Consider the following 13283-nt stretch of genomic DNA (forward strand, 5'->3'; position numbering starts at 1 on the left):
GCCCTCCGGAGGGCACTGCGGGGGTCCTGATGGGTCCAGGGTTCTCGGTCTGGATGTCGCTCGATCATCGTGCGATAGATCGTAGCGGGAACAGCGCTCCGAGCGCCTCGGGGTCCGACTCTCAGGCTGGCTTCAGTGTCTTATCAGGCAGGTACGGGCATGATTGACCTATGTCATCTGGTACTCCCCAGCCGTCTGGGGCCCCGCAGCAGGCCGGCGCGGCGTCGGCCGCCACCTCGACCGGTCAGCAGAGCGCGACCGTCCTCGTGGTGGAGGACGAGCCCACGATCGCGACCGCGATCGCCCAGCGGTTGTCCGCCGAGGGCTGGCGCGTCGAGGTCGCGCGCGACGGCCTGTCCGGCGTCGACGCCGCCTCCCGGCTGCGCCCCGACCTCGTGGTGCTCGACGTGATGCTCCCGGGCATCGACGGGCTCGAGGTCACACGCCGCATCCAGGCGGAGCACCCCACCCCGATCCTGATGCTCACCGCACGCGACGACGAGACCGACATGCTGGTCGGTCTGGGCGTGGGCGCCGACGACTACATGACCAAGCCGTTCTCCATGCGCGAGCTGGTGGCACGGATCAAGGCCCTGCTGCGCCGGGTCGACCGCGCGGCCCAGGCCGCCGCGACCACGCCCGCCGACCCGCCCATGACGATGGGCGACGTGACCGTGGACCGCGCCCAGCGCCGTGTCTACCGCGGGGGCGAGGAAGTGCACCTGACCCCCACGGAGTTCGAGCTGCTCGTCATGCTCGCCGGCTCCCCCAAGACCGTGCTCACGCGCGAGCGCCTGCTCGCCGAGGTCTGGGACTGGGCCGACGCCAGCGGCACCCGCACCGTCGACTCCCACATCAAGGCGCTGCGGCGCAAGCTCGGTCCGGACCTGATCCGGACCGTCCACGGCGTCGGGTACGCGTTCGAGCCGCCCGCCAACCAGTAGCACGGGTGTCGTTCCGATGAGACCGCACGTGCCCCGCGTCCCCGACGTGCGGCCGCTCGACCCCCTGCGCTCGCTCAAGATCAAGCTCGGCGTGCTCGTCGCGGCCACCGTGACGGCCGCTGTGCTCATCACCTGGCTCGGCCTCCAGGCGTCCCTGGGGCCGAGCCGCACCTTCCCCCTGGCCATCATCCTGTCGCTGCTGGTCACCCAGATCCTGGCCCGCGGCATGACGTCGCCCCTCCGGGAGATCACCGAGGCCGTCCAGGCCATGGCCGACGGCGACTACACCCGCCGGGTACGCGCGACGAGCAGCGACGAGGTGGGTCAGCTCGCGCACGCCTTCAACCGCATGGCGGAGGACCTGGCCTCGGTGGAGCAGACCCGTCGCGACCTCATCGCGAACGTGTCGCACGAGCTGCGCACGCCCGTCGCCGCGCTCCAGGCCCAGCTCGAGAACATGGTGGACGGCGTGGTGCAGCCCACCCCGGCCGCGCTGGAGCAGGCGCACGCCCAGACCGAGCGGCTGACCCGGCTCGTCACCTATCTGCTGGACCTCTCCCGGATCGAGGCGGGCGCCTCGGCCCTGAACGTCGGCGAGATCGCCGTCGGCGACTTCCTGGAGCACTGCGCCGAGGACCTCCAGATGGTCGACGCCGCCAAGGACCTGCACTACGTCATCGACGTGACCCCCGAGGACCTGACCATCGAGGGCGACGCGGAACGCCTGCACCAGGTGGTCATCAACCTGCTGCAGAACGCCATCCGGCACTCGCCGCAGGGCGGCGTCGTCCGGCTGGACGCGTACCCCGTGGACGGCACGGAGGGGTCGGACATCGTGCTGGAGGTGAGCGACGAGGGGCCCGGCATCGCCGCCGCCGACCGCGAGCGGATCTTCCAGCGGTTCGTCCGCGGCACCGGGTCGACCGGCGCGCAGCGCGGTGACGGGGGGCGCGACGGCGGCGGCCGGGGCGTCAGCCGCCGGGGCGGCCGGAACCGGGGCGACAAGGGCGACAAGGGGCGTGCCGGCACCGTCGACGAGTCCCTGGTCGACACGATGAGCGGCGCCGACGGCACCGTCGGGTCGGGCACCGTCGGGTCGAGCGGCGGCACCGGGATCGGCCTCGCGATCGTCCGCTGGGCGGTCGAGCTGCACGGCGGGCACGTCGAGGTGGTCGACTCCGACCGCGGCGCGACGATGCGCGTCACGCTCCCCGCGCGGGCCCACCCGGCACCGGGTGTCACGACGACGCACACGGTCTGAGCCGGGCGACGTCCCGCCCGGCGGCGTCCGACGAGAAACCCAGCAGCCTAGGGCTGCGAGGCGCCAGAACGTGAGACGGAGTCCCGTGATTTCTGTCACAGACGCCAAAGATTGTCCGTGCCGGGCGAAACCCCGTAACACCACGTTGGGGACTTCGAGGCCGAATGTTGCCCTGGTTTTGCTCTTGGTGCGAGAAACATGACGAACCTACTTCTTTGACACCGGACCCGCCCGCAACACCCGCGGGATCACGCCCCCCGCGGAGCGCGGAGGGCCTACCCTTGGAGGGTCCGAAAACCATTCGGGCTGTGCGCGCTGTGACCCCTGTGCGGCGCGCGACGAACGCAACTGTGGTGAAGGTGGGCGATCCGCGCGTGTCCCCTAAGGCTGGTTCAGAGTCGATCAGCGTGGCGAGCTCGTCATTCGGAGCCAACGAATGGCTTGTGGACGAGCTCTACCAGCAGTACCTGAAGGACAAGAACGCGGTGGACCCCGCGTGGTGGGACTTCTTCGCCGACTACACGCCGGGCGAGAACGGTTCCACCAAGGACGGCGCCACGGCGCCCGCCCCGGCCTCCCCGACACCGACCGCGGCACCTACGGCCGCGCCCGCCGCGTCCGCCCCGGTTGCCGCGCCCGCCGCGACGCCCGTGCCCGAGGCACCCGCCCCGAGCGCCGGCCCGGTGACCGGCGGCACCGCCGCCGCCGAGGCCGAGCAGCCGGTGCGGGAGAAGGCCCTGCCGGCCGACCCGAAGGTCAACCCGGCCAGCCCGATCGCCACGCCGCCCACCACCCACTACGCGGACACGTTCGAGCGCCCCGTGGCGCACCCGGACGCCGTCGACGACATCCAGAAGCTGCGCGGCCCCGCCGCGCGCGTGGTCACGAACATGGAGGCCTCGCTGGAGGTCCCCACCGCCACTTCGGTGCGCGCCGTGCCCGCCAAGCTGATGGTCGACAACCGCATCGTCATTAACAACCACCTCAAGCGCGGACGCGGCGGCAAGATCTCGTTCACGCACCTCATCGGCTTCGCGCTGGTCGAGGCGCTGGCCGACATGCCCGTCATGAACGCCCACTACGAGCCGGTCGACGGCAAGCCGGGCGTGAACCAGCCGGCGCACGTGGGCTTCGGCCTCGCGATCGACCTGGCCAAGCCGGACGGCTCGCGCCAGCTCCTGGTGCCCAGCATCAAGAAGGCCGAGGAGCTCGACTTCGCCGAGTTCTGGGCGGCCTACGAGGAGCTGGTCCGCAAGGCCCGCGGCAACAAGCTCGGCGTGCCGGACTTCCAGGGCACCACGATCTCGCTGACCAACCCGGGCGGCATCGGCACCGTGCACTCGGTGCCGCGCCTCATGCAGGGTCAGGGCACCATCATCGGCGTCGGCGCCATGGACTACCCGGCGGAGTTCGCCGGCGCGTCCGAGGAGCAGCTCGCCCGCATGGGCATCTCGAAGGTCATGACGGTCACGTCGACCTACGACCACCGCATCATCCAGGGCGCCCAGTCCGGCGAGTTCCTGAAGATCATCTCGAACAAGCTGCTCGGCCTGGACGGCTTCTACGACCGCGTCTTCGCGGCGCTGCGCGTCCCGTACGAGCCCGTGCGCTGGGTGCGCGACAACACGGTCGACGCCGACGTCGAGGCCGCCAAGCCGGCCAAGATCGCCGAGGTCGTGCAGGCGTACCGCTCGCGCGGTCACCTCATGGCCGACACCGACCCGCTGGCCTACCGCCAGCGCAAGCACCCCGACCTGGACATCCAGACGCACGGCCTGACGCTGTGGGACCTGGACCGCACGTTCCCGACGGCGGGCTTCGGCCCCAAGCCGAAGGCGACGCTGCGCGACATCCTCGGCCTGCTGCGCGACTCGTACTGCCGCACCATCGGCATCGAGTACATGCACATCGCCGACCCGGGTCAGCGCAAGTGGCTCCAGGAGCGCCTGGAGGCCGGCTACGCCAAGACCCCGCGCGAGGACCAGCTGCGCATCCTGCGCCGGCTGAACTCCGCCGAGGCGTTCGAGACGTTCCTGCAGACCAAGTTCGTGGGGCAGAAGCGCTTCTCGCTGGAGGGCGGCGAGTCCCTGATCCCGCTGCTCGACGCGATCCTGTCGCGCGCCGCCGAGGGCGGCCTCGACGAGGTCGGCATCGGCATGGCCCACCGCGGCCGCCTCAACGTGCTGGCGAACATCGCGGGCAAGAGCTACGGCCAGATCTTCAAGGAGTTCGAGGGCCAGCTCGACCCCAAGAGCGTCCAGGGCTCCGGTGACGTGAAGTACCACCTCGGCACCGAGGGCACCTTCACCTCCGAGTCCGGCGCCACCACGCGCGTCTACCTCGCGGCCAACCCGTCGCACCTGGAGGCGGTGGACCCGGTGCTCGAGGGCATCGTCCGCGCCAAGCAGGACCGCATCGACCTCGGTGGCGACGGCTTCTCCGTGCTGCCGATCCTGGTGCACGGCGACGCGGCGTTCGCCGGCCAGGGCGTGGTCCCCGAGGTGCTGAACCTGTCGCAGCTGCGCGGGTACCGCACCGGCGGCACCATCCACGTGGTCGTCAACAACCAGGTGGGCTTCACCACCGGCCCGACGGCGTCGCGGTCGACCACCTACGCGACCGACGTCGCCAAGGGCTACCAGGTCCCGGTCATGCACGTGAACGGTGACGACCCCGAGGCCGTGGTCCGCACCGCGGAGCTCGCCTTCGCGTTCCGCGAGCAGTTCGGCCAGGACGTCATCATCGACCTCATCTGCTACCGCCGCCGCGGGCACAACGAGGGCGACGACCCGTCGATGACGCAGCCGCTCATGTACAACCTCATCGAGACCAAGCGCTCGGTGCGCAAGCTGTACACCGAGAACCTGGTCGCGCGCGGTGACATCACCGTGGAGGAGGCCGAGCACGCGCTGCAGGACTACCAGTCGCAGCTCGAGCGGGTCTTCACCGAGACCAAGTCCGGCTTCACGCCCGCCCCGGAGACGGAGCACCTCGCGGGCCTGGAGCGCCCCGAGTCGCAGCGCGAGGACGCCGGCACGATGGTCGGCTGGCAGACCGCGATCTCCCACGACGCGCTGCAGCGGGTCGGCGACGTGCACACCACGCCGCCGGAGGGCTTCACGGTCCACCCGAAGCTGGCCCAGCTGCTGGAGAAGCGCCAGCTCATGGCCAAGGAAGGCGGCATCGACTGGGGCTTCGGCGAGCTCGCGGCCTTCGGCTCGCTGCTCGCGGAGGGCACCCCGGTGCGCCTCGCCGGGCAGGACTCGCGGCGCGGCACGTTCGTGCAGCGGCACGCGGTGCTCCACGACCGGGAGACCGGCGCAGAGTGGACCCCGCTGCTGTACCTGTCGGGCGACCAGGCCAAGTTCTGGGTCTACGACTCCTCGCTGTCGGAGTACGCGGCGCTCGGCTTCGAGTACGGCTACTCGGTGGAGCGCCCGGACGCCCTGGTGCTCTGGGAGGCGCAGTTCGGCGACTTCGTCAACGGCGCCCAGACGGTGATCGACGAGTTCATCTCGTCCGCCGAGCAGAAGTGGGGCCAGTCGTCGTCGGTGGTCATGCTGCTGCCGCACGGCTACGAGGGCCAGGGGCCCGACCACTCGTCGGCCCGCATCGAGCGGTTCCTGCAGCTCGGCGCCGAGGACAACATCACCATCGCGCAGCCGTCCACGCCGGCGTCGTACTTCCACCTGCTGCGCCGCCAGGCCTACGCCCGGCCGCGCCGTCCGCTGGTGGTGTTCACGCCCAAGCAGCTGCTGCGCCTCAAGGCGGCGGCGTCCGCGGTGGAGGACTTCACCTCGGGCACGTTCCAGGAGGTCATCGCGGACTCGACGGCGGACGCCGCCAAGGTCGACCGCGTGATCCTCTGCACCGGCCGCGTGTACTACGACCTCCTCGCCGAGCGCACCAAGCGCGGTGACGAGGGCGTGGCCATCGTCCGCCTGGAGCAGCTCTACCCGTTCCCGGAGGCGCAGATCCGCGCCGAGATCGCCAAGTACGGCGAAGCCGAGGTGGTCTGGGTGCAGGACGAGCCGCAGAACCAGGGCGCGTGGGGCTTCATCCACCTGGCGCTGCCGCTGGACGTGCCGTACGTCAAGGTGGTCTCCCGCCCGGCGTCGGCCTCGACGGCGGCCGGTACCGCGAAGCTGCACCAGGCGCAGCAGAAGACGCTGCTGGAGCAGGCCTTCACCCGCGGCTGACAGGCCGTACACGCCGAAGGGCGGGCACCCCACGGGGTGCCCGCCCTTCGGCGTGTGCGAGCGGTGTCACCACCGGTCGTGGACGTGCTCCTTGATCAGCTCGTCGTAGATCTCCCGCACGCCCGACATGAACAGCGGGCCCAGCGTCGCGGCGTCGCCCGCGGCGGCGTTGGCCCGGGCCTGCTCCACGTTGCGCGCGCCCGGGATGACGGACGAGACGCCCGGCCGCTGCCACGCCCACGCGATCGCGGCCTGGGGCGGCGTGAGGGTGTCGCCCAGGATCTCCCGGGACAGCTCGGTGAACCGGGCCGCCGCCTCGAGACCCACCTCGTAGGGCACGCCGGAGAACGTCTCGCCGACGTCGAAGGCGGCGCCGTCACGGTTGAAGCTGCGGTGGTCGTTCTCCGCGAACACCGTGTCCTTGGTGTACTTGCCGGAGAGCAGCCCGGAGGCGAGCGGCACGCGCGCGATGATGCCGACGCCCGCCGCGGACGCCGCGGGCAGCACCTCGTCGAGCGGCTTGAGCCGGAACGCGTTGAGGATGATCTGCACGGAGGCGACGTTCGGACGCGCGATGGCCTCCAGGGCCTCCGTGGTCTTCTCGACGCTCACGCCGTACGCCGCGATCACGCCGTCGGACACGAGCTCGTCGAGCGCGTCGTACACGGCGTCCGTGGAGTAGACGGCCGTGGGCGGGCAGTGCAGCTGCACCAGGTCCAGGCGGTCGACGCCGAGGTTCTGCCGGGAGCGGTCGGTCCACTCGCGGAAGTGCTCCAGCACGTAGTTCTCCGGCACCTGGTCCATGCGCCGGCCCATCTTCGTGGCCACGGTGATCCCGGCCTCGGGGTGCTCCTTGAGGAACGCGCCGATCACCTGCTCGCTGCGGCCGTCGCCGTAGACGTCCGCGGTGTCGAAGAAGGTCACCCCGGCCTCGAGCGAGGCCTCGAGAACGGCGTGGGCATCGCTCTCGCTGACCTCTCCCCAGTCGGCGCCGAGCTGCCAGGTGCCCAGGCCCACGGCCGATACGAGCCGACCAGTCCGTCCGAGTACCTGCTGTTCCATGGTTCCTCCTACTGCTGGGGCGGGCAGAGCTGCCCGCGCGGACCCGCCGTCGGGTCCAGTCGTTCAGCGGGGCCCTGCGTGCTGGGTGGGGCCCGACCGTCTAGCCTGCTCTCTAGTCTGCTGTCTCACGCTACGTGGCGCAGGCGAGAATTGCCCTACGGTTACGGTGTGAGTGTGACGACAGAAATTCCTCCGGTTGCTGCCGCAAGGCCCCATCCTTCCGGGGACCAGTTCCGCATCAGCCACGCGGGCCATCGCGCCACCGTCACCCAGGTGGGTGCGGCGCTGCGAGAGTACTCGGTGGACGGCCGTGATGTCGTGGTGCCGTTCGGCGCGGACGAGATCAACCCCGTGTTCAACTGCGCGGTCCTCATCCCCTGGCCCAACCGGCTGCGGGACGGCGCCTACGAGTACGGCGGCGTGAGCCACCAGCTCCCCGTGACCGAGCCCGCGCGCAACACCGCGCTGCACGGCCTGGCGGCGTTCGACCGCTGGTCCGTCGTGGAGCACACGGGCTCCGCCGTCACGCTCGAGCTCGAGCTCGTGGCACGGCCCGGCTACCCGTTCCAGCTCGTGGCGCAGATGCGCTACTCCCTGTCCGACGCCGGTCTCGAGATCACCCTCGACGTCACCAACGTGGGCGCCGACACCGCGCCGTACGGGTGCGGGTTCCACCCCTGGCTGTCCACGGGCGGCGCGGACCTGGACGAGTGCACCCTGCGGCTGGACGCCGCGACCCGCGTGACGACCGACGAGCGGCTGCTGCCGACCGGTACCGAGCCGGCGTCGGGCATGTTCGACCTGCGCGAGGCACGCAGCGCCGCCGGCGTCGACCTGGACGACGCCTACGTGGACGTGACCCGCGACGAGAAGGGCCTGTCCTGGGCCCACCTGACCGGCCCGGACGGGAGGACGGCCGCGGTCTGGATGGACGAGTCGCAGGACGTCTGGCAGGTCTGCACGGGCGACCACATCGAGCCGGGCCGCCGTCGGATGGGGCTGGCCGCCGAGCCCATGACCTGCGTCGCGGACGCCTTCCGCACCGGCGAGCGACTCGTGCACCTCGCCCCGGACGAGCACCACGGCGTCCGCTGGGGGATGACCCTGCTCTGACGACCTCCGCGTTGTCGCGACGCGGCACGCGGCCGTCGGCGCGTTGTCACCGATCGGCCGCGCTCCGTGCACCACAATGGGGAACCGGCCGTCCGCCAGGCTGCCGGGAACAGGCAAGGAGAGTCCGTTGCAGGATCGCGAGGTGCGCATCTGCGTCGTCGGTGACGAGCTGGCCACGGGTGTCGGAGACGCCCGTGCGCTCGGCTGGACCGGCCGCGTCGTCGCGCGCACCCACTTTTCCCGGACCGCAATGCTCTTCACGCTCGCCGTCCCCGGCGAGAACAGCACGCAGCTCGGCGCCCGCTGGGAGGCCGAGACCGCGGCGCGGTTCGGCCCGGACTCCGAGGTCGAGAACCGCCTGGTCGTGGCCCTGGGGCGGCATGACGTCGCCGCGGGGCTCACGGTCGCGCGCTCACGCCTGAACCTGGCGAACATCCTCGACGTCGCGGACTCGAACCGCACGGCGGCGTTCGTCGTCGGGCCGCCGCCCGGTGCGCCCGCGGAGGGCGACCGGATCGCGGAGCTCTCCGACGCGTTCGCCGACGTCGCCAGCCGGCGCCGCGTGCCGTACGTCGACACGTACACGCCGCTGGCGCAGCACGAGCAGTGGCTGGCCGACCTGGCGCAGGGCGGGGGCACCTACCCCGGCCAGGCGGGCTACGGCCTCATGGCGTGGCTCGTGCTGCACACGGGGTGGCACAGCTGGCTGGGCCTGCCCCAGGACGAGGTCGCCTGAGCCGGAGGTGCAGCGCAGGGTGGGGGCCGAGGAACGAGGCACCCGCCCGAAGCGGAACCGCAGGCTCAGGCGACAAGAAGCAGAGCGTGCGCCGGAGGCGCATGCCGGAAGCCCGGGTCACCAAGGTGACCCGGGCTTCCTGCACTACGGCGACAGGGGTCAGCCGCGGGTGATCGTGGCCGTTCCCGAGACCGTGTTGGTCGAGATGTAGGCCGCGGCGCCCGGCTCCGCGTGGTCGACGACGACGGTGCGCTGCGCGCTCGACGTCGCCTGCGCCCCGTCGATCACGACCTTGCCCGTCACGCTGCGTGCGCGGAGGTTGACCGGTGCGCCGGCGTCGAGCTGGACCGCCGCCGCGCCGGAGACCGTCTTGGCGTTGACCAGCGGCGTGGTGCCGACGGCGGTGACGTCGACCGCACCGGACACGGTCTGGACCGAGACCCGGCCCAGGGCACCTGCGAGCGACACGGCGCCGGACACGGTCGTGGCCGACGCGTCGCCCGAGTGCTCGGCGATGCTGACGGCCCCCGTGCCGGACTTGGTGGTCACGGAACCGGTGGTCCCGGTGACCGTGATGGCGCCGCCCGCGGTCTTGACGTTCACGCCGGCCTGCGCGCCGGTCACCACCACCTCGGCGCCCACGGTCGCGACGTCGACCACGGACGTGGCCGGCACGGTGATCCGCACGACGGCGCTGTCCTGATCCTTGAGGCCGCGGAACCGGTCCACGAAGCCCTCGAGGCCCGGGAAGTCGTACGCGACCCGGAGGTTGCCGTGCTCGGCGAGGATCTGCAGCGGCCGCGTCGAGACCTCGAGAACCTCCACGACGGCACCGGACGTGCGGTTCGGGTCGGCCACGATCTCAGCGCGGCCGTTCGTCAGTCGGACGGTCAGGGTCGTGGCGCCGCCGACCTCGATGGTCTGCGGTGCGGCCACGCTCCAGGACTCGGTGGTCATCGCTGTGCTCCGTTCATGGGGATGGGGGGTCACTGATCTGGTCACTGCGGGCTCGTGCGGTGTGCGGCGGGCGGTGAGCTGCTCGCGCTGTTCGGCAGGGTCCCACGGATCGCGGCACGCGCCGAGTCGAGGACGGTGCGCAGCGTCTCGACGGTCAGCGCCGACACCGTACCGGCGACGTCGGCCTCCCGCAGGTCGGCCAGCACGTCGTTGCGGAACCGCTGCAGCACCGCCTCGGCGTCGTGCCGTAGCGAGTTGGACTGGGTGCGGCGCGGGTCCGGCGTGGTGTCGGGGCCCGGTCGCGGGCGGGTGCGTACCTCCTGCGCCGCGGCGGCGAGCTCGGCCCGCAGGCCGCGCATCGTGTCGCGGATGTCGGCCCGCACGTCGTCCGCGAGGCTGCGTACCGTCTCGGCGACGCTGCGCTCCAGGCGCTTGACGTCGTCGAGGCGGGAGTCGAGCTCGGCCTGGCCGGCGGGGGTGAGCTCGTAGGTACCCTTGCGCCCGGCCCCGGAGGGTCCGGCCGTGCCGGGTCCCGGCGCGGAACGGCGCACCAGCCCTTCCTCCTCGAGCCGGGCCAGCCGCGGGTAGATGGTCCCCGCGCTGGGGCGGTACGTGCCCCCGAAGCGCCGGGTGAGCTCGGTGATGAGCTCGTACCCGTGCCGGGGCCCGTCCATGAGCAGCACCAGGAGGTAGAGGCGCAGCTCGCCGTGGGCGAAGACCGGTGGCATCACAGCTCCACGGTCGAGTGGTCCGCGGGGGTGGCGTCGACGGGGGCGTCCTGCGGGAAGCCGACGACGGTGACCTCGCCGGAGACGCTGGTGGCCCGCAGCCGGGTGGTCCCCGGACCGGCAGGCCCGGCATCGGTGCGGCCGACGCCGGAGAACGTGGCACCGCCACCGCCGGAGAACTGGGCGCCGCCCACCGTCACACGCCCGCTGACGCTCTGCGCCGACACGGCCACCGCACCGTCGTCCGGCACGCGCAGCAGCAGGTTCCCGGACACCGAGTTGACCTTGACCGACCGCGGCTGGGTCGCCAGGTCGATCGTCACGTCCCCGGAGACCGACGACGACACGACGGACTCGGCGGACCCGCTCACCACGACGTCGGCGGACACGGTATTGCTCGTGATGTCGCCCACGTGGTCGCGGACCGTCACCTCGCCGGAGACGGTGTTCAGCCTGAGGTCGCCGGCCGTGCGGGAGACCAGCAGGGACCCGGAGACGGTGGACGCGGACGCCCCGGCCGTCGTGCCCGCCAGGAGGCACTCGCCGCGGATCGTGCCCAGGCGCACCGCGGTGCCGGCGGGTACCGCGACGTGGATGTCGGCGCGTGCCTTGCCGCCGAAGTCGGCGAACCGCTTCATGAACGAGCCCCAGCCGCCGAGGCCGCTCTCGTGCTCGATGACCAGGCGGCCGTCCTCGAGGCGGACCTCCAGGGACCGGCCCTCGACCGAGTGCACCTCGACGCGGACGACGGGCTCGTCGTGGGCGACGACGTCCAGCCGGCCGTCGACGACGTGGGCGTCCACGGTGGTCACGTCGCTCAGCTCGATGGTCTGCGGACCGGTGACGGTCCAGCTGTCCGTGCTCATGAGTGCCTCCGATGGTCAGGTCCTGAACGCGATATATCGCGTTGATGCCAGACACGATATATCGCGTTACTCGACCTGACAACCCCGTGCGGCCTGACAACCCCCGGATCTGTGGGACCATTGAGCCATTCAGTCCGTCACCTGTCAGGAGACACCCATGAGCAAGCGCGGTCGCAAGCGCCGTAGCCGCAAGGGCTCGGCCGCCAACCACGGCAAGCGTCCCAACGCCTGAGGCGAACAGCCTGAGCATGCGAAAGGGCCGGCACCCCCACGGGGTACCGGCCCTTCGTCATGCCTCGGGCTGCTGCGTCAGTCGGCCACCGAGACCACTGACATCACCGTCAGCTGCTCGTGGATCCGTACGCGCAGGGTGTCCGGCGCGCGCTCGCTGCACGACCGCTTCACGAGCTGCTTGACCAGGTCCTCGACGCTCAGCTCCGCCAGGCACGGCGAGCAGTGGGCGACGTGGGCGCGCATGCGCTGCTCGTCGTCCGGCGTCATCTCGGAGTCCAGGTACTCGTACAGGTGCGTCAGTGCGTGTTCGCACTCGGACTCCCCCGCCGTGTCGTGCGGTACGGGTTTGATGTTGTTCACTGCGCACCTCCGGGCGCCTGGCTGACGAGTCCTCGCTGAGCGGCGTAGTCGGCGAGGAGCTCACGCAGCTGCCGGCGTCCGCGGTGCAGACGGGACATGACGGTCCCTATCGGCGTCCCCATGATCTCCGCGATCTCCTTGTAGGGGAAGCCCTCGACGTCGGCGTAGTAGACGACCATCCGACGGTCCTCCGGGAGCTCGGCGAGCGCCCGCTTCACATCGCTGTCCGGGAGCCGGTCCAGCGCCTCGGCCTCGGCCGAGCGCAGGCCGCGCGACGTGTGCGACGCCGCGCGCGCGATCTGCCAGTCCTCGACGTCCTCCGCCTGGGACTGCTGCGGCTCGCGCTGCTTCTTGCGGTAGCTGTTGATGAACGTGTTCGTGAGGATCCGGTACAGCCAGGCCTTCAGGTTGGTGCCCGGCCGGTACTGGTGGAACGCCGCGAACGCCTTGGCGAACGTCTCCTGCACCAGGTCCTCCGCGTCCGCGGGGTTGCGCGTCATGCGCAGCGCGGCGGAGTACAGCTGGTCGAGGTACTGCAGGGCGTCCCGCTCGAACCGCGCGGCGCGAGCCGTCGAGTCCTCCTCCTGGGGGGACCGCTCGGTTCCCTCGGCGTCCTCGGGGTCGACGTCGGTGGTCACGTCGGTGCCCTCGGTCGGTCCCGTGGTCCCGACGACGGCCTCGCTCGCGCCCTCGCCGGGGCGCGCCTCGACGTCGGCGCTGCCGGCATCGGCGCCTGCGCCCTGGTTCTGCTCACGGGAAGTGTCAGTCATCGCCCTTGAGCCTAGCCGCGTCGGCCAGCCGGTGTTCGCCAGAACGGCGCCGA

Annotated in this window: 11 protein-coding genes; 5 read left to right on the forward strand and 6 right to left on the reverse strand. The window is 71.5% G+C overall.

The window, feature by feature from the left end; translation table 11 throughout:
- Window positions 1-170: 170 nt before the first annotated feature.
- The 3 genes from AB0I29_RS08845 to AB0I29_RS08855 all read left to right on the forward strand — a co-directional run bounded on the left by AB0I29_RS08845 (window position 171) and on the right by AB0I29_RS08855 (window position 6404).
- Window positions 171-944, forward strand: a complete 774-nt coding sequence (locus tag AB0I29_RS08845; protein WP_285102605.1) for a response regulator transcription factor — start codon at window positions 171-173, stop codon at window positions 942-944.
- A gap of 16 nt (window positions 945-960) precedes the next feature.
- Complete coding sequence (locus AB0I29_RS08850; protein ID WP_285102604.1) at window positions 961-2205, forward strand: HAMP domain-containing sensor histidine kinase; 1245 nt, start codon at window positions 961-963, stop codon at window positions 2203-2205.
- Window positions 2206-2564: 359 nt separating this feature from the next.
- The gene (locus tag AB0I29_RS08855) at window positions 2565-6404 is read left to right on the forward strand and encodes a multifunctional oxoglutarate decarboxylase/oxoglutarate dehydrogenase thiamine pyrophosphate-binding subunit/dihydrolipoyllysine-residue succinyltransferase subunit (RefSeq protein WP_357480486.1); all 3840 of its coding nucleotides are present in this window, start codon (window positions 2565-2567) and stop codon (window positions 6402-6404) included.
- Between the two features lie 66 nt (window positions 6405-6470).
- Here AB0I29_RS08855 and AB0I29_RS08860 read toward each other — a convergent pair whose 3' ends face one another.
- Entirely contained in the window at window positions 6471-7466 is a 996-nt protein-coding gene (locus AB0I29_RS08860) for an aldo/keto reductase (RefSeq protein WP_357480489.1), read from the reverse strand.
- A 174-nt stretch (window positions 7467-7640) separates the two neighbouring features.
- Between AB0I29_RS08860 and AB0I29_RS08865 the strand changes: the two genes are divergently transcribed.
- Together AB0I29_RS08865 and AB0I29_RS08870 are read left to right on the forward strand one after the other, a co-directional pair.
- A complete protein-coding gene (locus AB0I29_RS08865) occupies window positions 7641-8579 on the forward strand; it encodes an aldose 1-epimerase family protein (protein WP_357480713.1) in 939 nt (312 codons plus the stop codon).
- Between the two features lie 127 nt (window positions 8580-8706).
- Entirely contained in the window at window positions 8707-9315 is a 609-nt protein-coding gene (locus tag AB0I29_RS08870; protein ID WP_285102601.1) for a GDSL-type esterase/lipase family protein, read from the forward strand.
- A gap of 159 nt (window positions 9316-9474) precedes the next feature.
- Here the strand turns inward: AB0I29_RS08870 and AB0I29_RS08875 are convergent, their stop codons facing one another.
- The 5 genes from AB0I29_RS08875 to AB0I29_RS08895 form a co-directional block, all read right to left on the reverse strand.
- Entirely contained in the window at window positions 9475-10272 is a 798-nt protein-coding gene (locus tag AB0I29_RS08875; protein ID WP_285102600.1) for a hypothetical protein, read from the reverse strand.
- A gap of 41 nt (window positions 10273-10313) precedes the next feature.
- Window positions 10314-11000, reverse strand: a complete 687-nt coding sequence (locus AB0I29_RS08880) for a PadR family transcriptional regulator (RefSeq protein WP_285102599.1) — start codon at window positions 10998-11000, stop codon at window positions 10314-10316.
- A complete protein-coding gene (locus AB0I29_RS08885) occupies window positions 11000-11866 on the reverse strand; it encodes a DUF4097 family beta strand repeat-containing protein (RefSeq protein WP_357480494.1) in 867 nt (288 codons plus the stop codon). Before AB0I29_RS08885 ends, AB0I29_RS08880 begins: the two co-directional genes overlap by 1 nt.
- A gap of 309 nt (window positions 11867-12175) precedes the next feature.
- Window positions 12176-12460 carry a mycothiol system anti-sigma-R factor gene (gene rsrA, locus AB0I29_RS08890; RefSeq protein WP_285102597.1) on the reverse strand — a complete coding sequence of 95 codons (285 nt, stop codon included), beginning with the start codon at window positions 12458-12460 and terminating at the stop codon, window positions 12176-12178.
- Entirely contained in the window at window positions 12457-13230 is a 774-nt protein-coding gene (locus tag AB0I29_RS08895) for a sigma-70 family RNA polymerase sigma factor (protein WP_285102596.1), read from the reverse strand. The genes rsrA and AB0I29_RS08895 overlap by 4 nt, the downstream gene beginning before the upstream one ends.
- Window positions 13231-13283: the final 53 nt, after the last annotated feature.

It is taken from the genome of Promicromonospora sp. NPDC050262, assembly GCF_040655935.1.
Lineage (GTDB): Bacteria > Actinomycetota > Actinomycetes > Actinomycetales > Cellulomonadaceae > Promicromonospora.